This is a genomic window from Microbulbifer sp. HZ11, from assembly GCF_000708675.1.
Lineage (GTDB): Bacteria > Pseudomonadota > Gammaproteobacteria > Pseudomonadales > Cellvibrionaceae > Microbulbifer.
The window spans coordinates 245655-267306 of record NZ_JELR01000001.1 but is presented as its reverse complement, the minus strand read 5'-3'; the positions used below and the strand labels follow the sequence as shown (position 1 = coordinate 267306).

Sequence of the window (21652 nt, the reverse complement as noted above, 5' to 3'; positions counted from 1 at the left end):
ACACGACCAAGAACATCCTAATCCAAGAAACAAATTGGGATAAATATTTCGCAGGTGATCAGGCAGGCCATCTGGTCATTTTTTAGTCGATCCAATAGGGTAAATTGGCCGGCAAGCGCCATCGGCAACTGGTCTGGAAACCCTCGTCTGGTAGAATCCGCGCCCTGATGCGGTCTTCCGCCGATTTCCCCCATTACAGACAGAGTTACAGAGATCTGGTTATGCTCAATGCCGACGCCCTCAAGCAGCTTTCCCAGCTGAAGACCGATATCCGCTCCACCAAGGAATTCGCCGAAGGCCGCGTGCGTGGCGCCAATGGAAAATTTGGCTTTGTGGTATTGGATGATGGGCGGGAGGCATTCTTACCTCCTGCGGAAATGGACCGCGTTTTTCCCGGAGACCGGGTAAAAGTCAGTTTAACGGAGGAGGATAAAGGTAAATTGTCGGCAGAGCTGGACAGCCTGATCGCATCCGACCTGAAATATCTGGTAGGTCAATATATCCAACGAGGCCAGGGTCACTTTATTCAGCCCAGTGAGCACGGGCTATCCCGCTGGATCTTCCTGCCGCCCAAGGCGCGCGGCAAGGCCCAACCGGGCGAGTTTATTGCCTGTAGCATTACCCGCCACCCGTTCAAGGATGGCAAGTCCCAGGCGAAGGTCGAGAACATCATCGGCAAACCGGATATGGCGGGCATCGAGCACGCCTTTGTAGTAGCGCAGCATCGCCTGCCCAATGAATTTTCCGAGGCTGCGCTGAAACAGGCGGAAGCCATTCCCTCGCAACTCGAGAGTGTATGCGCCGGGCGCAAAGACCTCTCTGACCTGGGGTTTGTCACCATCGATGCGGAAAGCACCCGCGATATGGATGATGCCATCGCCGTGACCAGAACTGAAAATGGCTGGAAACTGCATATTGCCGTCGCCGACCCTTCCAGTCTGATTGAAGCCGAGAGCCCGCTGGATAAAGAAGCTCGCGCACGGGCGAACAGCGTGTACCTCGCTGGTGAAACCATTCCCATGCTGCCTGCCAACCTTTGCGAAAACAGTTTCTCACTACTGCAAGGGGAGCAACGCCCAGCGCTGGTGATGCACATTACCATCACTAGCGACGGCGCCTTGAACGGATTTGACTACGAATTTGCCACGATTCGCTCACAGCACAAACTCAGCTACGCGCAAGTGGCGCGGTTTATTGACGGCGATGCCAGCGCTGTGCCGACGGCACACCATGCACCACTCAGTGAACTGGATGCTCTCAGTAAGGCCCGCGCCCAATATCGTGCCGGCCACTCGCTGGTAATGGAGGATCGCCCGGACTACGAGCTGATTCTCAACGAACAGCGCAAAATCGAGCGTATTGAAAAACAGGAGCGTTCATCCGCACAGCGCATGGTGGAAGAAGCCATGCTCGCAGCCAATATTTGCGCCGGAGAAAAGCTCGCCGCACTTGGCGGAGGGTGTTTCTCGGTGCACCTGGGCTTCCGTGACGAGCGCATGGCGGAAATCCGCGCACTTTTGAAAGATGCCATGCCCGAATTTGCAGACCAGGATCTGCACCAACTGGATATTTACCTGAATCTGGTCAAGACGCTCGCATCCCGAGGCGATGACGAATCGAAAAACGTACTGGCGGTGCTGAAGCGCATGCTCCGCCCCGGCGAGCTTTCCGGGAATGCGGCTGCGCATCTGGGTCTGGGACTCGCCCACTATGCCACAGTCACCTCCCCGATTCGTAAATTCAATGACATGCACAATCACCGGGTGCTGCGTGCCGCTGCAGAAGCACAGCCTCTACCCGTTTTCACTGGCGATGACGGTGAGTCTCTGCAACAAAGCGTCACTACCGGCAGACAGGCCGATCGCGCTCTTCAACAATGGCTCTACTGCCAATTTCTGGAAAATAAAATCGGGGAGACCTTTACTGGGAAAGTCACTCTGGTAAACGGCGCCGGTATTGGCGTACGTCTGGATGACAACGGCATCAACGGCTTCGTACGATTCAATAGTAAAAAGAACCCGTTTGAGTTCGACGGCAAACGTCTGCGCATCACCCGCGGCAAGGAACGTTTTCAACTCGACCAGGGAGTTGAGATAAAAATTGCGGCAGTAGATACCGACAAGCGCCGCATCGCGTTTGAGCTGGTCGCAAACGAATCTGCTAGCGCGTAAGTGCGGCTGCCACTTTAGCCGCCCAGTAGTCTGACGGACACACTCGGTCACCGACTCAGAGTAACTAAACATCCAGCCACTGACCAAAAGCCTGTGGCCGTCACCGGCTCCACACCCCGGAGCCGATGATTCACGTTTAAAAAGGAAACACCATGTCGACCATTGCAGAATTGACACCGACGCCGCTGTGGAAACACTTCGCAAAGCTTTGTGAAATACCACGTCCATCCAAACACGAAGACAAGGTGGTGGCTTATATTGTCGACTTTGCGAAAAGCCGCGGTCTTGACGTTAAACTGGATCAGATCGGCAATATCATCATTAAAAAGCCGGCCACCCCCGGTATGGAAGATCGAAAAACTCTGGCCATGCAGAGCCATGTGGACATGGTGCCGCAGAAAAATGCCGATACCCAGCACGACTTCTTGACCGACTCCATCAAACCCTATATGGACGGCGAATGGGTCACGGCAGAAGGTACTACCCTGGGAGCCGATAACGGCATCGGCGTCGCGGCCATTCTCGCACTGATGGAATCCACCGATATTCCGCACCCACCCTTGGAAGCCCTGCTGACCATTGACGAAGAAGCGGGTATGACCGGCGCCAAACACTTGCAACCGGGCCACTTCGAGGCAGAACTGCTGCTGAACCTGGATACCGAAGATGAAGGCGAGCTGTATGTGGGCTGCGCAGGTGGCGTCGACGTGAATATTTCCCTGCCCTACGTCGCCGAGCCGGTCAAGACAGGTCACCAGGCCTTCAAATTAAGTGTGCGCGGCCTGCGCGGCGGGCACTCCGGCCTGGATATCGATAAAGGTCGCGGCAACGCCAACAAGATTGCCAACCGCATTATCGATACGGCGCAACAACAGATTCCGGCACTGCGCATCGCCAGCCTAGACGGTGGCAGCCTGCGCAACGCCATCCCGCGGGAATCTTTCAGCGTTGTTACCGTACCGGAAGGTAACGCTGAGCTCTTCAGGGATATCGTGCAGCAGTCAAGCGCAACCATCAAAGCTGAGTTCGATAATGAACCCAAACTGGACATTGCACTGGAAACCGCTGAAATACCCGCAGTGGTGATGGACCTGGCAACACAGCAAAAATTGATTCACTGCATCCGCTGCTGCCCCAACGGGGTGGAGCGCATGAGCACCGCACTGGAAGGCATCGCCGACACCTCGAACAACCTTGCTCGCGTAGTAACCGAGACCGGCGAAAGCGGCAATTATCAGGTAAGAATCCAGTGCCTAGTACGCAGCCTGTCTGACAGTGCCCGGGACGAACACGGCCTGAACGTCGCCGCCGCATTCCAACTCGCCGGTGCCGAGGCCAGCCTCGACAACGCCTACCCAGGCTGGACCCCCAATATGCAGTCTCCGCTGTTGGCGCTAATGAAAGATGTCTACAAAGAAATGGAAGGCAAGGAACCGGAAGTCAAAGTAATCCACGCTGGGCTTGAGTGTGGCCTGCTCGCCAAGCCTTACCCCAACTGGGACATGGTCTCCTTTGGCCCCACCATCCGCCGCGCCCACTCGCCAGAAGAGCGGGTACATATTCAGAGCGTGGCAAACTTCTGGGATTACTTTGTGAGAGTGGTTTCCGCAATTCCGCAGAAATAAACCGTAACCGCTTCAAAAAGGCCCGGCCAGCACGCCGGGCCGTTTTGTATTGCGGAAGTAAACGGGAGAGAATGTGGAAAACCGGATAGGTACCCAGCATGACCCCCGCAATTAAAGCCGCCGAAAAAGCGAACGTGACATTTCAGATTCACGAGTATTCCCATGATCCAGCGGCTGAATCCTACGGTCTGGAAGCGGCGGAAAAGCTGGGGCTGGCACCGCAACGGGTGTTTAAGACCCTGGTGGTATCCCTGGATGGAAAATCGCTGGCGGTAGCCGTGCTACCGGTGGAGGGTCAACTCAATATGAAGTTGATCGCCAAGGCAGCGGGCGCAAAAAGAGCAGCGATGGCCGACAAAAATGCGGTGACACGCTCTTCAGGCTATGTACTTGGTGGGGTAAGCCCACTTGGCCAGAAAAAACCGCTACCTACGTTCCTGCACACTACAGCGAAGTCCTACGACACTATTTATGTCAGTGCCGGCCGCCGCGGATTGGAGATTGAGCTGGCCCCCAATGACTTATTGGAGCTGACCCGAGGAAAACTTGCTCCGCTGGCCACATAATCTCCGCACCTGCTGGAAATTGAAATTAGACTCAGGAGCAATACATGAGTAAATATGAATGGCTGTTATTTGACCTGGATGGGACCCTGAGTGACCCCGCAGATGGTTTCGTGAATTCCATGAATTACGCCCTGCAAGCCTTCGATTACGCACCGCGGCCCGCAACTCAACTTACCCCGCATATTGGCCCACCTCTGGAGGTGACCCTCGCGCACCTCACTGGCTCCGACGACAACACCCATGTCCGGGCCCTGGTCGATAAATACCGTGAGCGCTACGGCGAAACAGGCTATGCGGAGAACAGGCTTTATCCCGGAATCGCTGACATGCTACAGCAACTCAATATGCAAGACGGCATTCGCCTGGGTGTATGTACCTCAAAAAGAGCCGATTTTGCCACGCGAATTCTCGAACAGTTTGAGTTACGCCACTATTTCGAGTTTGTCAGTGGCGGTGATGTGGGTATCACCAAGGGGCAACAGCTTGAGACACTGCTCAAAGAAAACAGAATCGGGCACAATTCCCTCATGATTGGCGACCGGCGCTATGACCTGTCCGCTGCTGCACAAAACGGCCTCCCCGGTGCCGGCGTTCTCTGGGGCTACGGCTCCAGAGAAGAGCTCGAGAAACACACACCCAGCCACCTGTTCCGCCACCCATCCGAAATCCTGAACATCTTCTGATTTCTGTGGTCCGACTGCCGATAGCAAAATAAAAGGAAATCTCGTGAAACGCATTTTATGTACCCTGTCCCTCGCGCTTCTTTCTGGTTGTGGCACCGTGACCACTCTGACCAGCTCTGACTCAGAGATAGCCCGCAACCTGAAACAGAAGAACTCGGGGTGTGTCAGTGTGCCCCGGGTATACAGCGGTGTTGCCTACAATATGTGCAAGTTGAATTCCAATGGAAGCTCCATTTACTTTGCCCCACTGGTAGGTATTTACCTGGTCGACAGTGTATTTTCAGCGGCCACCGACACCGTCGCACTGCCCTACACCATCTATGCGCAAAGTCAGCAAGGCAGTGTAGATCTGTAGAAATTCTGACCAATATTTTCCGGCTGCGCCAAGCCCGCAGGGAACCGCCGGTCCCGACTTTGGCTGGCTCCCTGCCCGCTTACATCGCATAATGCGCGGCCAAATTTTCCAATCGACTCCTGGCCTGTTGTATGTGGTTTAAAAACCTGCGCGTATACCGTCTCACCCGCGAATTTTCCCTGTCCGCCGAGCAACTGAATGAAATGCTCGAGCCGGACGTCTTCACCCCCTGTGGCAGCCAGGATATGGCCCGCTACGGCTGGGTTCCCCCTCTGGGCCGGCACGGTACCGAGCTGGTGCATGCGGCCAACGGCTACCTGATGGTATGTGCGAAAAAGCAGGAAAAGGTCATCCCCGCAGCAGTGGTAAACGAGAAGGTCGAAGAGATGGCCCTCGCCATTTCAGAAAAGGAAGCCCGCAGTGTTGGCCGCAAAGAACGGCAAAACCTCAAGGACGAAGTGCTCTTGGAAATGCGACCCAAAGCCTTCGCACGCTCCAGGCTGCAGTTTGCCTATATCGACCCGAAAGATGGCTGGATTGTGGTCAATGCCTCTTCCGCCAAGGCTGCCGAAGAGCTGCTGGAAAACCTGCGCGAAGCTATCAGCAGCCTGTCTGTAATTCCGCTGACCGCGAAAAATATCCCCCAGCAGTCCATGACCCACTGGCTGACCGCCCCGGAGGCACCCGCCAACTTCGAGTTCGGCCACGAGTGCGAACTGCGCGACCCGCAGGAATCGGGCAGTGTCATCCGCTGTAAGAACCAGGACCTGTGCGCGGAAGAGATTCACAACCATCTGGTGGCCGGTATGCAGGTGCACAAGCTTGGCCTGATCTGGCGCGATGGCGTTGAGTTGATGGTGGACGACCAGTTAGCGATCAAGCGCCTGAAATTCAGTGATGCGGTTACCGAGAAAGCTGACAACGTGGATGCGGACAACGCGGCCCAGCGATTCGATATTGAATTCTCGGTAATGACCCTGGAAATCTCCGCCCTACTGAAGGACCTGCTCAGCGCCTTCGGCGGGCTCAATACGGACACCGCCAGTGTTGATGAGATCGTCGCCCGCGCAAGCCGCGAGGATCGCGAGCAGCAGCTCAGCACTGAAGTGGAAGAGGTTGTGTAGAGGCGGGAGCGAAATCGCCCCCAAATGACCAGCCGGTTCCAGCAATGTTTTTTACGCCAGCCCGAATCAAGGGAACCTCTGACCAAGTCCATGATGCCTCAGGCTTTCAGAGCGGTTCACAATCAAGGCGTGGTTTCGCAGGAATGTCTAGACCTTTCAAGAAGTCACAACGCAGAGTGTGAATCGCTCTGAAAGCCCCGCAGGGCGCGACCTGAAGACAGCATCTGCTGCGTTGCAGCTCTTGTAAAGGGCGAGCCATTCACTGCGAGCTGCGCCTTACAGCTACTGCCTTCAGGTCACGCTGAGGCATTACGGACTTGGTCAGAGTTTCCCTATGCTGGTGTCGGTAATCACTACCGACGTTTCGGGGTTGGCTTATGAAACACAGGAATTTCTTCCACAAACCCTTCACCACGGCAGCGCTACGGGCGCTCTTCCTGACCGGGTCGCTAACAGTGGCATTCACCACCCTGCAGGGTTGTGCCACTCCGCCCTCCGATAAGGCAGCGGCAGCCGCTTTTAGCCAGTACCGGACTTTCGGCTTTGCACCGGTTACCGGCAGCAACGGCCGTGCAATGTCATTGGCACAAAACGAAGTATCCCAACAACTGATGGCCCGCGGCATGATGCCGAGCACCAATCCCGACCTGCTGGTGAACGTGCAGGTACGCGCATATCCCACACACCAGATGCCAGCAAGTGCCCCACACGCGCGCGTAAGTCAATCCGCTACTGAGGGACAACTGACCATAGACCTTGTTGATGCACGCCAGAAACACCTGGTATGGCAAGGCCGTACCGTCGCTCCGATCACCCGGGAGGTGCTGAATAATCCGCAACGATCGATGGATCGGGCAGTTGATGAAGCATTTCGCAGCTTTCCGCGGCGCGTGCACTAGTCCGCGAAAATCTCACAAAAAACTCAAAAAAAATGGCCGCAGCTTTTCAAAGTTAGTGCGGCCATTTTTCTGGTGAGTCTTTAGACCTTCTTCATCGGCCGACCCGACTCGCCCCAGAGTACGTGGTACTTCTCCTGCTCTGGCTTATCCACCCGCGAAAAGGTGTGCGCGCCGAAGAAGTCCCGCTGGGCCTGCAGCAGGTTGGCCGGAAGGGATTCGCGACGGAAGGCGTCGTAGTAACTGAGGGCAGAAGACAATGCCGGGACCGGAATACCACCGATGGTGGCGTCAGCGACGGCGCGGCGCCAGTTGCCCTGGTGATTGGCAATCTGCTCAATAAAGAAATCATCCAGTAACAGATTGGAAAGCTTCACGTCGCGCTCGTAGGCATCGCTGATGGACTGCAGGAAGACGGCGCGAATGATGCATCCGGCGCGCCAGATGCGCGCGATCTCGGCAAAGTTCAGTTCCCAGCCCTGTTCGCGGGCAGCCAGTTTCATCAGGTCGAAACCCTGCGCGTACACACAGATTTTTGCGCAGTAGAGTGCGTCGTGCAGCTGGTCGATCACCTCCTGACGCTTATCCGCCGGTACCGGTGCGACCTCTGGCCCAACCAGCTTCTTGGCCGCACGACCACGCAACACCTTGCGCGTGGACAGTGAGCGCGAAAAAACCGCCTCGGCGATACTGGGCGCCGGGCAACCCACCTGCAATGCGCCCACCGCGGTCCAGAGGCCGGTACCTTTCTGGCCCGCACGATCGAGAATCACATCGACAAGGGGCTCGCCGGTTTCCGAGTCGCGGGTGTCCAGTACTTCCGCACTGATATCGATCAGATAGCTGTTCAGCACTCCCTTGTTCCACTCACGGAATACGCCGGCAATTTCACTGGGGGTCATTTCAAGCGCACTGCGCATGACATCATAAACTTCGCAGATCATCTGCATGTCGGCGTATTCGATGCCGTTGTGCACCATCTTCACAAAGTGGCCGGAGCCAATCGGTCCGATATAGGCTGCACAGGGATCCCCTACTTTTACCGGGTTACCGGGCTCAAATCGCTCGATGGGCTGGCCGGATTTGGGGTCTACCTTGGCCGCGATGGCGTGCCATACCGGCTCGATGCGCGCCCAGGCGTAACGATCGCCACTGGGCATGAGCGACGGCCCGAATCGTGCACCCACCTCACCGCCGGAAACCGCGGTAGTAAAGAATATCAGCTTGCCCTCGTAGCGCTTGCAGCGCTGTACCGAGTCAGTCCAGAGGCTGTTGCCCGTGTCAATCACGATATCGTCGGCCTGTAAGCCGGCGTCCAGCAGTTTGTTGCATACGTCGTCTACCGGTGCACCGGCCGGCACAGAAAGAATGACCAGATGCGGTGCTTTTACCCGGGAAAGCAGCTCTGTATAGGAATTGCACACTTCTACCCGCGGGGCACTGTCACCGCGTTCACGGGCATCTTGTTCAAGCAGCGCATCCAGGCGACTGTGATCAAGATCGAAAGCACACACACGGTATCCGTTATCCACCAGGTTGAGGATCAGGTTCTTCCCCATGACGCCGGCGCCGATAAAGCCGATATCGCAGAGTGTTTCTTTCATTTGAATCTCCAGTGCACACTTGTTGGCGGTGGGGCTGGCTGGTTTTATGCCCCTGCTCAAAGGGCGCGGAGTATAGCAATCGAACAGGCGCATCGGGAGCGCATTTTACGCCTGACGCCATTGTAGTAATCACGACACTCATTCACCGGTTCCCCTTCTCAGGGCACGCCCGGTACTTGGTACCTACATGTTGATGCTGCATTTTGCCTCGTGGTAACGACTGGATGCACAGGCTATCAATTGGGCACGCGATTACCCTGTCAGCTTTATAATACGCGCTCTAATCAGCCAGACTACGGACTGTTGCCACAATATGAAAAGCCGGATTTACGCTGCTCCCTGGAGCCGCCAGCTGAAATTGCTTACCCTGCTATGTAGCATTATTCTGCTGGGCATTACTCTCGCGCTACTATTGCAAACGCCAGATGAAGCACCGGCCGTTTACCAGTTGGGCATCTGGATTCCAGTGGCGACTCTTGTACTCGGCGCCCTCTTCACGGTGCGCGGGTATCAGGTTGAAGGAAGTCAGCTCTATGTATTGCGCCTCGGGTGGCACAGCCGCCTGTCATTGACACAACTGGAAACCGTGACTGTCGATTCATCAGCAATGGATGGCTCTATTCGATTGTTCGGCAATGGCGGCCTGTTCGCCTATCTGGGGCTATTCCAGAACAAACCGCTGGGCCGCTATCGCGCCTATGCCACAGATGCTGCCCGCAGTGTGGTATTGAAACTGAGAACAAGAACAATCGTGATCACTCCGGATGACCCCGAAACATTCGCCCATAGCGTCGCCCATCTGGTCACAAAAAATGGTTAGTGGTGCAGACAATAGCCTAGCTGGCCACGCGCTTCCGCAATCAGCACCTCCGCTTGACCCATTCACCGCAAGCGGCATCATTCAACCCTCCATCTGACGCTGAACTACACTTTCAGGGTTGGGTTTTGGCGACTGCCGCGGAGGAACGGATGAATCGGTTTACGCATCGACAACCGCCGCCCCGGTAAGCGCAAGGTCCGTAAAGTGCACACGCGGATCGCTGGGGTATATGATGGTCTCCATCGACGGTAATCCAGTCGTTGGCTTGCGCCCCTAACCCAGCGATGAACCAATACACAACGCAGTGACCAAGAACGATGAAAATCCTGATTTCCTCGGTGCTCAGCGCAACCATGGCACTTTTCCTGCCCCTCTCGGCACAGGCAGAAGATTGTGTGATTTTGCTGCACGGCCTGGCAAAGTCCAAAAGCGCGATGAAAAAGTTGGATACGGCGATTTCCGCAGCGGGATTTGCCACGGTCAATGTGGATTACCCTTCGACAGATCATCCGATCGAAGCACTGGCAGGCCCGGCAATTGCCCCCGCGCTCGATCGTTGCGCCTCCCTGACCCGTCAAGGGCAGAGTACTGACCCGGCACAGAGTACTGATGCAGCGGAAAACACCCTTTCAGCCCGATCCTCCCGCGTGCATTTCGTTACCCACTCCATGGGGGGCATTCTCGTGCGCCAGTACCTGAGCAGGGTGAAGGTGAAAAACCTGGGCCGTGTTGTCATGCTGGGCCCACCCAATCAGGGCAGTGAAGTAGTGGACAACCTGGGAAAGGTACCGGGGTTCCACTTTATTTTTGGCGACGCCGGATTGCAGCTGGGGACAGGGAAATTGAGCGTGCCAAACAAGCTCGGTGCAGTTGATTTTGAACTCGGTATTATTGCTGGCACCCGCAGTATCAACCCGATCCTGTCCACGATGCTGCCGGACCAGGACGATGGTAAGGTCAGTGTCGCCCGCACTCGCGTTGACGGCATGGATGACCATCTGGAGATGCCGGTGACCCATGTATTTATGATGAAAAACCCCAAGGTCATCGCACAGGTCATCCACTACCTCAAACATGGGAATTTCGAGCGACTTTCCGAATCCTAGGTTTCATAGCCTCGTCCACCACCGCCAATACCCAAGAATACCTACGACGACTAGTTCTCCGCCGGGCAAACTACACTGAATGGCTCAGAAATCTATCGAGTGGGGCATTTCGTGCAGTCCATCTCCTGGTTCTTTCACCGTCTGCCTTCTCTGCACATGGACCGTGTGTCGACCTGGCTGTTACTCCTGTCCATGTTGTCCATGCCGTCACACCTGCAGGCACAATCCGCCCTCTCCTCCACATCGGGCGAATACACCCCACCACAAACAGAGGCGACAGAAGCGCTCCAGCCGATTGTCGAAAAAATCCAGCTGCATAAGCAACGCAACGGTCCGTTTGAGTTTGCGGGAGTCAAGGGCACCCTGAGCGGAGGTAACACCATCGAATATCTGATTGAGGCGAAAACCGGCCAGTCGCTGGAGCTGGACCTGCGCAGTGATCATGCCCAGGCCAGCTACCGTATCACCGCGCCGGCGGCACCGCGCGCGCTGCACCGCGGCCAGGGTCGACACTCGATGTACTCCGTTACCCTACCGCGGGACGGAACCTATCGGGTGCTGGTTTACCTGATGGACGCCGCCGCAAAAAACGGAGAGCGAGCGGAGTTTTTTCTGAATATCCGGATTCGAAACCCCGGGTAACGCCAGGCGGTCAATATGCAGGAAAATACCCGGGAAAAAGCCAGTGAAATTGATGCCGACCTGAGTGAGGCGATCGGTCAGGTTGATAGCTGGGTAGATGGTGCCATCAAGCTCTTGCCAAACTTTGCCGTGGCACTGGTCGTTCTCATCATTTTCTACGCTATCGGCGCGCTGGTAAGACTTCTGATTCGACGCCATCTTAAACGCCGTGACCGCTCCAATCTGGGCGATGTACTGGGGGGGCTGGTGAAATGGGGAATCACCCTGATCGGGCTGCTCCTCGCGGCAACCATCGTCATGCCCAGCCTGAAGCCCGGCGACCTGATCGCCGGCCTGGGGGTCGGCTCAGTTGCCATCGGCTTCGCATTCAAAGACATATTACAGAACTGGCTGGCGGGACTGCTGATACTGATCCGACAACCCTTTGAAGTGGGTGATCAAATCCAGGTTTCCGATTTTGAAGGCACAGTGAAACGCATTGAAACCCGTGCAACAGTCATAAATACCTATGATGGCCAGCGGGTTCTCATTCCCAATAGCGACATCTACACTAATGCGATCCTCGTGAAAACTGCTCGCTCCTTACGCCGAAGTGATTACGAAATTGGCATTGGTTACAGTGACAGTATCACTGAAGCCTGTGAGGTTATCGAAAAAGCACTCGGGAATGTGGAGGGTATCGTCACGAAGCCGGCGCCAGAAGCACTCCCGTGGGATCTTGCCGCAAGCTGGGTAACCATCCGCGCACGCTGGTGGACCAACAGCCGACAGACAGATGTTACCCATGTACGCGCGCGGGTCGTAGAGGCGGTGAAAGAAGCGCTCGACGAGGCTGGCATCGATATGCCATTTGAGACACAGGTGCATCTGTTTCATGACCAGACCGATGAATCTGACGGCCAACGGGGGAGACAGAGGGAAGGATGGCCCGCAGTCAAGAAAACTGCGAGCCAATCAAAGCAGGACCAGTAACTGCCTCAACTAATTTTGCGGATACCGACCGCTTCACGTAGTTTTTCCAGGAATGGTGCCGAATAGGCGCGCGCCTTCTCCGCCCCCTTTTCCAGTTCAGCCTCGATCTGAGCGGGGTTAGCGAGCAGTTCGTTGTAGCGCTCGCGCGCCTCGCCAATCTGGCCGTTGATCAACTCGAACAGCTGCTTTTTGGATTCCCCCCAAGCGATACCATCGGCGAATGCCTGCCGCATGTCGGCGGTCTGCTCCGGTGTAGCGAATGCCTGCCAGATCTGAAATACCGTAGAGGTATCCGGGTCTTTGGGTTCGCCTGGCTCAAGCAGGTTGGTTTTGATCTTGTTGATGTGTTTTTTCAGCTGTTTTTCCGCCAGGAACAACGGAATGGTATTCCCGTAGCTTTTGCTCATCTTACGACCGTCGAGCCCTTGCAGTACCGCGACATGATCGTCCACCACCGCCTCGGGTAACGCGAAGTGCTCTCCGTAGTGGTGATTGAAACGGGCCGCAATATCACGGGCCATTTCGATATGCTGAATCTGGTCTTTACCCACAGGAACCTTGTTGGCGTTGAACATCAGGATATCTGCGGCCATTAGCACCGGGTAGCTGTACAGGCCCATGGTGATCCCGAAATCGGAATCCTGGCCATCATCCCGGTTGGCATCCACCGCCGCCTTATAGGCATGGGCTCGATTCATCAGGCCCTTGGCAGTCTGGCAGGTAAGCAACCAGGTCAGCTCGGGAATCTCGACAATATCGGACTGGCGATAGAACACAACGTTATCGGTGTTCAACCCCAACGCCAGCCAGGTTGCGGCGATTTCCCGGGTGGACTGATGAACCTGCTCCGGGTCATGACATTTGATCAGCGCGTGATAGTCCGCAAGGAAATAGAAAGACTGATTGTTCTCGTCCTGACTGGCGGCGATGGCCGGGCGAATCGCTCCCACGTAGTTTCCCAGGTGGGGAGTACCGGTGGTGGTAATACCGGTCAATACACGCTGCTTGCTCATATGTCCTTAAAATTCCGTACTTAAAATTGACTATCTGCTGAACTAAGGGCCGCATGATACCTGTTTCCTGCGGCCGGTTGTACGCTCAGGCGCGCACACCTCTTGCGCCATCGGCACAATTGCGCAGCCGCACCTCATATTCACCGGCCATGTGCGTCCAGCTCAGGTGCTGGACATCCGGTACATGCGCCGTTACGCAGTCTCGCACTCCCCTCGCACAACGCAGCATAGCGGCACTGAGGTTTGCCGCGCAGGACTCAATATCATCGGAATAACGCCAGCCTCCGCCACCGAACCACTCCGGATACGCCAGATTATCTGGCACCAGCGGCTGGCAGCCAGCAGCCACCGCCTCCAACACGGCCAACCCTTGAAAATCATGTCGTGCGGTGGAAATCACCCCGTGGCTTTGCCCGAGAAGTCGCCGATACTCGGGCAGTTGCTCCTGATAGCCCCATGCACCAAGAGCTCCGAGTTTCTGCAGAAGCTTGCGGATTTGGGCGAACTCCGCGGGCTGTCGCCGAAACTGCTGTCCGACCACGTGACAGGTAAATGGAATTTGCGCACGCCCGAACCTACGCAGGGCGGCGAGTAAAATATCCGGCCCTTTATCGTACTCCCAACGGTGGTTCCAGATAAATGTAGGCCTCGTCGAAGGAATCCGCTCGATACTGAACGCGCTGCTTTCCAGTGGCACCGGCAACACCCAGGACTTACTCTGGATTTCGTCACAAATACCGTCGGGCACCTGATCCGGCAATTTATTCAGCAGCTCGGCGGCACCGTCCAGCAGGCTGCTGCGATTGAATTCCGAATTGAACAGTATGCAGTCCGCACACAACGCGGAATAGATGTTGAGAATCTGCGGTTCGACCGAGGCCACCGCGTTTTCGCTGCGCGGATAGCTGAACTGGTTTTCGTGAAAATAGACCGCTGTCGGCACGTGCGCCAGACAGGGCACCAGACCCCGCAGAGATGCCAGATCCACCATGGAAGTGACGACAAGCAGGTCCCATGGCTGCTCCATTAGCGCGCGCGCTTCTCCCCTTCCCCAGCTCAGGCTGTTTCCACGTATACGCCAGCTGAAAAAGCGGGGGGGCAGTGTCAACTGGGTCCACTGCCAGTGTGGAATGGCCGACACCAGACCGCGCCGCCAGCGCTTGTGACTGTCGGCATCGTATGCAGAAAGTAACAAAACTTTCACAAAAATGACTCGTTAAGGGCACTCAGCACTGGCACACATGATCTGCGGGTCTGTGTATCAGTCGAAATCGCGCAGGTTAGTCAATCTTGCGAACAGGCTGGAAGTATCCCAGCGGCCGCCACCAAGGGCCTGCACTTCACTGTAGAACTGATCCACCAGCGCGGTGACCGGCAATAGAGCGCCATTTTTTTGCGCCTCATCCAGAACAATTCCCAGATCTTTGCGCATCCAGTCCACTGCAAAGCCATGCTCATACTCACCTGCCAGCATGGTCTTGTAGCGGTTTTCCATTTGCCAGCTTTGTGCCGCGCCTTTGGAAATCACTTCGACAACCTGTGCCGGGTCCAGCCCTGCAGCCCTGGCGAAATGCAATCCTTCCGAAAGTCCCTGCACCAGCCCTGCGATACATATCTGATTGACCATTTTGCACAACTGTCCACTGCCCACGGGACCGAGCAGGTTCACCGCGCGGGCATAGCAGTTCAATAAGGGACTGACACGCTGGTAATCCGCATCCACGCCACCCACCATGACCGTGAGTGCACCATTTTCCGCACCAGCCTGACCGCCGGAAACCGGCGCATCGAGAAATCCGATACCGCAACGGGACGCTGCATCGGCGAGCTCTCTTGCGACATTGGCGGAGGCCGTCGTGTGGTCAATAAACAGGGTCCCGGCCGCCATACCATGAAATGCTCCGTTTTCGCCCGTAGTTACCTGGCGCAAATCGTCATCGTTTCCGACACAGCAAAATACATAGTCCGCCCCTTCCGCAGCCTTGGCCGGCGTCGTGAACGCTTCACCTTCGTAGGAGTCCAGCCACAACTGAGCGCGACTCGCCGTACGGTTATAAACCTGTACTTTGTACCCTGCCCGGGAAAGAAAGCCCGCCATGGGAAACCCCATTACTCCGAGCCCGATAAATGCCACTGTGGTCGTCATGATTACACCTGAAGGTTTTGCAGTACCGGCCGCACCAGCTGGTCACAAGGCTTACGCCGGGTCAACTGGATAGAATAAGCCAAATCAGTGCTCCCCCCAGCAGCAGCCGGTAGATTGCGAAGGGCGCCATGCCAATACGGCTAATAAACTGAAGGAAAAAATGGATGCACAGATAGGCGCTGATACCGGATAGAACAACCCCGAGGAAGATACTTCCCCAGGGTACGGAGCTTGTGTCGAGTAACTCCAGGGTCAATAGAAGCGCACTCAGAGCAATCACCGGTATCGACATCAGAAAAGAAAAACGTGCAGCGGCCTCCCGCTTCATTCCCAGCATCAGGCCCGCTGTCATGGTAATACCAGAGCGGGATGTGCCAGGGATCAGTGCGAGAGCCTGGGCCGCACCAATCAATAAGGCCTTTTTCCAGTTCAGTTTTTCAATATCATCACGGCGCTCGCCGCGAGCATCCGCCCACCACAGCAACAAACCAAAGATAATGGTCGTGGCTGCGATCACCGCCGAGGAGCGCAGATGCTCCTCAATGAAGCCCTTGAATGCCAGGCCTACAAGACCAGCGGGAATCGTGGCGAGCACTATAAGCCACGCGAGGCGGCCTTCACTGGAAAACTGACCAGTCTTGAATCCCCCCAGGCCGTCACTAATCAACTGCCAAACGTCTTTGCGAAAATACACCAGTACGGCGATCAAGGATCCGAAATGCACGGCCACATCAAACGCCAGCCCCTGATCGGGCCAGCCCAGTACCTGATGAGGCAAAATCAAATGTGCGGAACTGGAAATTGGCAGAAATTCCGTAATTCCCTGAATAAGCGCCAGGATGACAATCTGAAAGGTTTCCATACTCTTCTACTGCATTAAAACGTTATTTGAGCGGACGAATACGTTCACGCTTTTTCCAGGTAATTTCATTGCGCAGGTAAGCGGGCTCCAGCGCTTCTGCGGATACCTGCACCCCAGTTCCCCACAAATCAGCGGCCAGCACCGCAATATCCTGGGCGTGGATGGCAGCATCCAGCGCGAGTGCCCGTGGATTAAGCTCTGCCAAAGGTGTGTACTTCCAGCCGGGACCGGCTCCCAGCAGCGGCGCGCAAGGCTCGGATTCGACAATATACTGCTCCGCCACCAAGGTGGACACGACCTGATCCGGGGCGGACACCTGATCGTCAACGAGAGGCTTTCCCGGGCTTGAGGCGTCGTAGAGCCCCCAGTAAACCTCCTGCATACGCGCATCCAGAGCTGCCAGTACGGGTACCGACTCTGCTGCCCACTGCGGGTTCTCACGCACCGCACCACAGGCGAGAGCAGCAAGACTGGAAACGGGTACTACCGGCTTGTCTGCGGAAAACGCCAACCCCTGCACGCAACTGATCGCGATACGCAGACCGGTAAAAGAACCCGGCCCCTTACTAACCGCCATGGTATCGATCTGGGACAGGCTACATTGCCCTTCGGCCAATACCTGCTCCACCATAGGCAATAGTCGGCGGGTGTGATCGCGCTCTGCACGGACAAAAGCCTCACGCACCGCTCCGTGATCGTAGAGGGCAACGGAGCAGGCGCCGGAAGTAGTATCGATAGCAAGGATTTTCAACAGACAGGTCCCATTCCGGTGTTTTACTAAGCAGTTACGGTGGATATCAGGCGATTCAGCCCCCTGGTGAGCTGCAGGACTTGTACCACCCCTACCTCTTCCAGACTGACCGTGCTCCGGTATTCGGGGGCGAATTGTGGCACGGCCAGCCGTAAACGCAACTGGCCGCCAAACTGGACCTACTACAAACCAAAAAAGCCCCGGAACCAGGTTCCAGGGCTTTTGCGAGTGCGCCCGCGAAGGGCACTCCGGGTCAGTGGCCGTTGATCATGCCTTCTTGGGCGGACGACCGCGCCGGCCTGTGGCCTTTTTGGCAGTAGCCTTCGGTGGGCGACCGCGACGTGCGGACTTCTTGGGTGCTGATTTTACCGCTTTGGTTGCCGCTTTTCTGGCGGCAGCCTTTTTCACGGTCGACTTTTTCGCAGCGGCCTTTTTAGGACGCCCGGCCGATTTCTTCACCGCCTTTTTCTTACTGGCTTTCTTGGCTGCCTTTTTGGCTTCTGCTTTCGCTTTGGCAGCAGCCTTTTTCTCCATCGCCTTGGCTTTCGCAGCAGCTTTCTTCGCCGCAGCTTTCACTTTGGCGGTAGCTTTCTTCTCTGCCGCTTTTACTTTTTTGGCATCCGCCTTGGCTCGGGTCTTTTTCCAGCGGGCCTCAAAGGCTTTCAGCGCCTTACTCAGCTCCTTATCAGCTTTGTTCGACAACTTCTCGGCCAACTCGGAAACCGACTTCTTCGCGGATTCTTCAGCCTGGCGCACGGCATCCATGGTATTGGCTTTTGCAAGCCCAAGTTTGGCCTCAGCCAGCTTGGCGCGCTGCTCACGCAACTTTGCATTGGCGGCTGTCAGCGACTTTTTTGCCGCCGCAGTGTTGGACTTTTGCACCCGGGCACGGGCTTTTCCAACGCGGTCCAGCTGTGCATCCAGCGATTTTGCAGCGGCATCCACTGCTTTCTGGGCTTTGACTACCACTGGTGAAGCGGCAACGGAAGCTTTGGCGGCCGGTTTTGCTACCCGTTTTGCCTTAGCCTTTTTCTTTGCGACTCGTGCCATCCCTTGTCTCCTCTTTCTCTAATTAAAGAAGTCACTGTTCACACTGAATTGTGTATCGACCAAGCGTGAAAATTGAGAGCAGCCCAGCCATTGAAAATGACACGGCTGTATCAAAGTTAATAAAAAAAAGAGGGTTTGCAAGAAAAAAAGATTAAAAACAACCAAATTTCACAAAAAAGTTGGATTTTTTTAGGGATTTAACAAAATTCCGATGGAATTTCCGGAAAACCCCAAGCGCGGGAGAGGAAAAGGAAGGGAGTGGATAGCAATTAATTTATTCCATCTTCCGCGATTTGATCTGCAATGACCGCCGGTAAACGATCTCGAACCACCGCTTCCAATGCTTTTAAATGGTCCTCGCGGGCGTTCAGTGCTGGAATATACCGGTACTCGGTACCCCCCGCTTCGATAAAATTAGCGCGATTCTCTACCGCGATTTCTTCCAGGGTCTCGAGACAATCAGCAGAGAACGCGGGGCAAATCACATCTACGCTGGCCACCCCACTTTGCCCCCACGCTATCAGGGTTTTGTCGGTATAAGGCTGTAGCCACTCCGCCTTACCAAAGCGGGATTGAAAGGTAATTGCCCATTTATCCTCAGAAAGTCCCAGTTCAGCAGCCAGCAGCCTGGCTGTGCCACAGCACTGATCATAGTAAGGGTCGCCCTTGCGAATGTTTGCCTTGGGAATGCCATGGAACGACATCATCAATTTCTCCGCAGCACCCCGACCCGCCCAATGCTCGCGCACCGAGTTGGCCAGCGCTTCAATATATAAAGGGTGCTGCCAGTATTCGTGTACCACGGAAATATCCGGCACATTGCGGCTACTGCGCAGGATCTCTGCCACCTGATCGTAGATGGCACCAGTGGTAGTGGCGGAATACTGGGGATACAACGGCAAAACGGTAAACTGGGTAATGCCATTTTCGGACAACCGGGACACGGTATCGGCCAGCGAAGGGCCACCGTACGTCATCGCATAGGCCACGGTAAATTGCCCTGGGGCGCGAGAGTTCAGCCGTTGCTGTAGCAAGGCCACCTGACGCTGGGTGTAATACACGATGGGCGAGCCGGTGACGGTTTCACCATCCAGCCCCTGATTCCAGATTTCCCGATAAGCGGGGGCGATCTTCGCCGGGCGGAACGGCAGCACCAACAGGTTCAGGATCATCGCCCATAACGGACGAGGAATCTCGACCACCCGTGAGTCAGAGAGAAACGCCTTCAGGAACTGGCGCACGGCGCCGGGAGTCGGCTCAGCGGGGGTACCCAGGTTCATCAGGATGATTGCATGCGCCATATTGCGATACGCTCCTCTATTGAAAATCAGTGTGGGGTCAGGGGCGAATGTGATGCAGAGTATTCCAGAATCCTGAAAAAAAGTATTTAGCAGGTTTTCCCGGTAACTTGATAGGCTGTGACAATCAACCGGGGGGAGGGACGTGAATACAAAAAAAGCTCCCGAAGGAGCTTTTTCGTATTATTCCCTCTACTGGGAACATCGCAGGAGATACGACTTCAGCTCAGCGCCTCAATCACTTTCTCACGGATATCGTCCATGGAGCCAACCCCTTCCACCTTGCTGTACTTGGGGGCGGTTTCCGGTGCGCGCTGGGCCAGTTCGCGGTAGAAACCGACTAGCGGCTCTGTTTGCTCATGGTATACCGACAGGCGATTGCGCACGGTGTCTTCGGTGTCATCAGCACGCTGAACCAGTGCTTCGCCAGTCACATCATCCACACCTTCGTTTTTGGGTGGATTGTAAATCAGGTGATAAACGCGACCGGAGCCTTCATGCACCCGTCGGCCGGACAGTCGTTTAACGATTTCTTCATCATCAACAGCGATTTCCAGCACGTGATCGATGGATACGTCCGCATCCAGCAGTGCCTGTGCCTGGGGAATAGTGCGCGGAAAGCCATCAAACAGGAAGCCATTAGCGCAGTCTGTCTGTGCAATTCGCTCCTTCACCAGCGCAATGATCAGATCGTCGGAAACCAGCTTGCCGGCTGCCATGACATCTTTGGCCTGCAGACCCAGCGGCGTGCCCGCTTTGACAGCGGCGCGGAGCATGTCTCCGGTAGAAATCTGAGGAATACCAAACTTCTCGGTAATGAACTGGGCCTGGGTGCCTTTGCCGGCGCCAGGTGCGCCCAGAAGTATGATTCGCATAAACAGATAGTCTCCAGATCATGCCGAGGCAATTATTGAATATTCCCAGCCGGAGGTTCCGGTGGCGCCCCGAGAAAAGAGCGCTACCTTACACTTTGCCCCCACACAGAACAAGTCCGCATGTGGTCAGGCCGAATTAGGTAATTTTTTTACAAATTTCCCGTCAATTAAAGCAGATCGCTTCTCTTCCCGGGGATAATTTCACCAGCCAGCCAGTCAAGTCTTTCTTGACTCAAGCAAACAGCACCGAACACCGTTCAACCCGCCTCCGGGGACTGATTTCCGGCGACCTTCGCCGCGTCCCAAAGCCGGTCCAGTTCTTCGAGAGAAACGTCCGCAGGTTGCTGGTCGCGCTTAGCGAGCGCCGCTTCAACCGCAGCAAAGCGCTGCTCGAATTTTCGATTGCTCTGACGCAGGGCCGTCTCAGAGTCAAGTTTCAGGTGCCGCGCCACGTTGACGCAGGAAAACATCAGGTCGCCCAGCTCTTCACTCGCGTGGTCACGGTCGCCACTGGCTATGGCTTCTCGCAGCTCCCGCAGTTCCTCTTCTACCTTGTCCAGCACCCCATCTATTTCCGGCCAGTCGAAGCCGACCTGGGAAGCCCGCTTCTGCAATTTCGCGGCACGGGTCAGCGCCGGTAATCCCACCGCCACACCGGCCAGTGTACCGCCCTCGCCTTTTGCTTCCCGCTCGGCGGCCTTGATCGCTTCCCAGTTGGCCTTCACTTGCCGCTCGTCGATTTCCGCTGTCTGGTTTTCGCCATAAAGCGCACCTGACGGAAACACATGAGGATGGCGACGAACCAGTTTACGCACCAGCGTATCGACAATTCTGGAAAAATCGAAGCACCCCTCTTCCCGCCCCAATTGCGCGTAAAAGATGACCTGAAACAACAAGTCGCCCAACTCTTCGTGCAAGTGCTCGAAATCTTCCTGCTCGATAGCTTCGGCGACTTCATAAGCCTCCTCAATGGTCGACGGTACGATACTCGCAAAGCTCTGCTTGAGATCCCAGGGGCAACCACCGTCAGGATTTCGCAGCTGCGCCATCAGATATTGCAGATCTTCGACATCGTAGGTTTGCTTCATAATCG

21 protein-coding genes are annotated in these 21652 nt (G+C 55.7%); 11 read left to right on the top strand and 10 right to left on the bottom strand.

From position 1 onward, the window contains the following. The first annotated feature begins 221 nt into the window (after positions 1-221). The 7 genes from AU11_RS01155 to AU11_RS01125 all read left to right on the top strand — a co-directional run bounded on the left by AU11_RS01155 (position 222) and on the right by AU11_RS01125 (position 7423). Positions 222-2171 carry a VacB/RNase II family 3'-5' exoribonuclease gene (locus tag AU11_RS01155; protein ID WP_043315840.1) on the top strand — a complete coding sequence of 650 codons (1950 nt, stop codon included), beginning with the start codon at positions 222-224 and terminating at the stop codon, positions 2169-2171. 152 nt (positions 2172-2323) lie between these two features. After that, the gene (locus AU11_RS01150) at positions 2324-3796 is read left to right on the top strand and encodes an aminoacyl-histidine dipeptidase (RefSeq protein WP_043315838.1); all 1473 of its coding nucleotides are present in this window, start codon (positions 2324-2326) and stop codon (positions 3794-3796) included. Between the two features lie 98 nt (positions 3797-3894). Next, positions 3895-4362, top strand: coding sequence for a Cys-tRNA(Pro) deacylase (gene ybaK / locus AU11_RS01145; protein WP_043315836.1), 468 nt, complete (start codon positions 3895-3897; stop codon positions 4360-4362). Between the two features lie 44 nt (positions 4363-4406). Next, positions 4407-5045, top strand: a complete 639-nt coding sequence (locus AU11_RS01140) for an HAD hydrolase-like protein (RefSeq protein ID WP_043315834.1) — start codon at positions 4407-4409, stop codon at positions 5043-5045. A gap of 43 nt (positions 5046-5088) precedes the next feature. After that, positions 5089-5400: a YceK/YidQ family lipoprotein gene (locus AU11_RS01135; protein ID WP_043315832.1), complete on the top strand. Its 312-nt coding sequence runs from the start codon at positions 5089-5091 to the stop codon at positions 5398-5400. Positions 5401-5531: 131 nt separating this feature from the next. Next, the gene (gene rdgC / locus AU11_RS01130) at positions 5532-6524 is read left to right on the top strand and encodes a recombination-associated protein RdgC (protein ID WP_043315831.1); all 993 of its coding nucleotides are present in this window, start codon (positions 5532-5534) and stop codon (positions 6522-6524) included. 377 nt (positions 6525-6901) lie between these two features. Further along, positions 6902-7423, top strand: coding sequence for a DUF4136 domain-containing protein (locus AU11_RS01125; protein ID WP_081847865.1), 522 nt, complete (start codon positions 6902-6904; stop codon positions 7421-7423). Positions 7424-7503: 80 nt separating this feature from the next. On the opposite strand, the gene gndA is transcribed toward AU11_RS01125, so the two are convergent. Then, positions 7504-9024 carry an NADP-dependent phosphogluconate dehydrogenase gene (gene gndA / locus AU11_RS01120; RefSeq protein WP_043317828.1) on the bottom strand — a complete coding sequence of 507 codons (1521 nt, stop codon included), beginning with the start codon at positions 9022-9024 and terminating at the stop codon, positions 7504-7506. A gap of 313 nt (positions 9025-9337) precedes the next feature. Here gndA and AU11_RS01115 point away from each other — a divergent pair, with 313 nt between their 5' ends. The 4 genes from AU11_RS01115 (at position 9338) to AU11_RS01100 (ending at position 12564) form a co-directional block, all read left to right on the top strand. Beyond that, the gene (locus tag AU11_RS01115; RefSeq protein WP_043315826.1) at positions 9338-9844 is read left to right on the top strand and encodes a PH domain-containing protein; all 507 of its coding nucleotides are present in this window, start codon (positions 9338-9340) and stop codon (positions 9842-9844) included. A gap of 317 nt (positions 9845-10161) precedes the next feature. Continuing rightward, positions 10162-10950 carry a triacylglycerol lipase gene (locus tag AU11_RS01110; RefSeq protein WP_231491399.1) on the top strand — a complete coding sequence of 263 codons (789 nt, stop codon included), beginning with the start codon at positions 10162-10164 and terminating at the stop codon, positions 10948-10950. Between the two features lie 111 nt (positions 10951-11061). Continuing rightward, positions 11062-11592 carry a hypothetical protein gene (locus AU11_RS01105; RefSeq protein WP_156035066.1) on the top strand — a complete coding sequence of 177 codons (531 nt, stop codon included), beginning with the start codon at positions 11062-11064 and terminating at the stop codon, positions 11590-11592. Between the two features lie 15 nt (positions 11593-11607). Further along, on the top strand, positions 11608-12564 hold the full coding sequence (locus AU11_RS01100) for a mechanosensitive ion channel family protein (protein WP_043315823.1): 957 nt from the start codon (positions 11608-11610) through the stop codon (positions 12562-12564). Between the two features lie 5 nt (positions 12565-12569). Here AU11_RS01100 and AU11_RS01095 read toward each other — a convergent pair whose 3' ends face one another. From AU11_RS01095 to mazG, 9 genes are all read right to left on the bottom strand, one after another. After that, the gene (locus AU11_RS01095) at positions 12570-13577 is read right to left on the bottom strand and encodes a tryptophan--tRNA ligase (protein WP_043315820.1); all 1008 of its coding nucleotides are present in this window, start codon (positions 13575-13577) and stop codon (positions 12570-12572) included. A gap of 85 nt (positions 13578-13662) precedes the next feature. After that, positions 13663-14781, bottom strand: coding sequence for a DUF3524 domain-containing protein (locus AU11_RS01090; RefSeq protein ID WP_043315817.1), 1119 nt, complete (start codon positions 14779-14781; stop codon positions 13663-13665). Between the two features lie 57 nt (positions 14782-14838). Continuing rightward, complete coding sequence (locus AU11_RS01085; RefSeq protein ID WP_043315814.1) at positions 14839-15723, bottom strand: NAD(P)-dependent oxidoreductase; 885 nt, start codon at positions 15721-15723, stop codon at positions 14839-14841. 61 nt (positions 15724-15784) lie between these two features. Beyond that, entirely contained in the window at positions 15785-16585 is an 801-nt protein-coding gene (locus tag AU11_RS01080; RefSeq protein ID WP_043315812.1) for an undecaprenyl-diphosphate phosphatase, read from the bottom strand. Positions 16586-16607: 22 nt separating this feature from the next. Then, entirely contained in the window at positions 16608-17336 is a 729-nt protein-coding gene (gene tsaB, locus AU11_RS01075) for a tRNA (adenosine(37)-N6)-threonylcarbamoyltransferase complex dimerization subunit type 1 TsaB (protein WP_043315809.1), read from the bottom strand. Positions 17337-17603: 267 nt separating this feature from the next. Beyond that, the gene (locus tag AU11_RS01070; RefSeq protein WP_043315806.1) at positions 17604-18386 is read right to left on the bottom strand and encodes a hypothetical protein; all 783 of its coding nucleotides are present in this window, start codon (positions 18384-18386) and stop codon (positions 17604-17606) included. Between the two features lie 269 nt (positions 18387-18655). Beyond that, positions 18656-19687, bottom strand: a complete 1032-nt coding sequence (hemH, locus tag AU11_RS01065; RefSeq protein ID WP_043315800.1) for a ferrochelatase — start codon at positions 19685-19687, stop codon at positions 18656-18658. Between the two features lie 218 nt (positions 19688-19905). Then, a complete protein-coding gene (gene adk, locus AU11_RS01060; RefSeq protein ID WP_043315797.1) occupies positions 19906-20559 on the bottom strand; it encodes an adenylate kinase in 654 nt (217 codons plus the stop codon). A gap of 257 nt (positions 20560-20816) precedes the next feature. Next, the gene (mazG, locus tag AU11_RS01055; protein WP_043315794.1) at positions 20817-21647 is read right to left on the bottom strand and encodes a nucleoside triphosphate pyrophosphohydrolase; all 831 of its coding nucleotides are present in this window, start codon (positions 21645-21647) and stop codon (positions 20817-20819) included. Between the last annotated feature and the right edge of the window lie 5 nt (positions 21648-21652).

Excerpts from the sequence above, each read along its gene's own strand:
- AU11_RS01095 (WP_043315820.1), bottom strand. The coding sequence starts at position 13,577 with ATGAGCAAGCAGCGTGTATTGACCGGTATTACCACCACCGGTACTCCC.
- AU11_RS01085 (WP_043315814.1), bottom strand. The coding sequence starts at position 15,723 with ATGACGACCACAGTGGCATTTATCGGGCTCGGAGTAATGGGGTTTCCC.
- AU11_RS01125 (WP_081847865.1), top strand. The coding sequence starts at position 6,902 with ATGAAACACAGGAATTTCTTCCACAAACCCTTCACCACGGCAGCGCTA.
- AU11_RS01070 (WP_043315806.1), bottom strand. The coding sequence starts at position 18,386 with ATGGCACGAGTCGCAAAGAAAAAGGCTAAGGCAAAACGGGTAGCAAAA.
- mazG (WP_043315794.1), bottom strand. The coding sequence starts at position 21,647 with ATGAAGCAAACCTACGATGTCGAAGATCTGCAATATCTGATGGCGCAG.
- hemH (WP_043315800.1), bottom strand. The coding sequence starts at position 19,687 with ATGGCGCATGCAATCATCCTGATGAACCTGGGTACCCCCGCTGAGCCG.
- ybaK (WP_043315836.1), top strand. The coding sequence starts at position 3,895 with ATGACCCCCGCAATTAAAGCCGCCGAAAAAGCGAACGTGACATTTCAG.
- AU11_RS01100 (WP_043315823.1), top strand. The coding sequence starts at position 11,608 with ATGCAGGAAAATACCCGGGAAAAAGCCAGTGAAATTGATGCCGACCTG.
- AU11_RS01115 (WP_043315826.1), top strand. The coding sequence starts at position 9,338 with ATGAAAAGCCGGATTTACGCTGCTCCCTGGAGCCGCCAGCTGAAATTG.
- gndA (WP_043317828.1), bottom strand. The coding sequence starts at position 9,024 with ATGAAAGAAACACTCTGCGATATCGGCTTTATCGGCGCCGGCGTCATG.
- AU11_RS01155 (WP_043315840.1), top strand. The coding sequence starts at position 222 with ATGCTCAATGCCGACGCCCTCAAGCAGCTTTCCCAGCTGAAGACCGAT.
- adk (WP_043315797.1), bottom strand. The coding sequence starts at position 20,559 with ATGCGAATCATACTTCTGGGCGCACCTGGCGCCGGCAAAGGCACCCAG.
- AU11_RS01150 (WP_043315838.1), top strand. The coding sequence starts at position 2,324 with ATGTCGACCATTGCAGAATTGACACCGACGCCGCTGTGGAAACACTTC.
- AU11_RS01080 (WP_043315812.1), bottom strand. The coding sequence starts at position 16,585 with ATGGAAACCTTTCAGATTGTCATCCTGGCGCTTATTCAGGGAATTACG.
- AU11_RS01140 (WP_043315834.1), top strand. The coding sequence starts at position 4,407 with ATGAGTAAATATGAATGGCTGTTATTTGACCTGGATGGGACCCTGAGT.
- AU11_RS01110 (WP_231491399.1), top strand. The coding sequence starts at position 10,162 with ATGAAAATCCTGATTTCCTCGGTGCTCAGCGCAACCATGGCACTTTTC.
- rdgC (WP_043315831.1), top strand. The coding sequence starts at position 5,532 with ATGTGGTTTAAAAACCTGCGCGTATACCGTCTCACCCGCGAATTTTCC.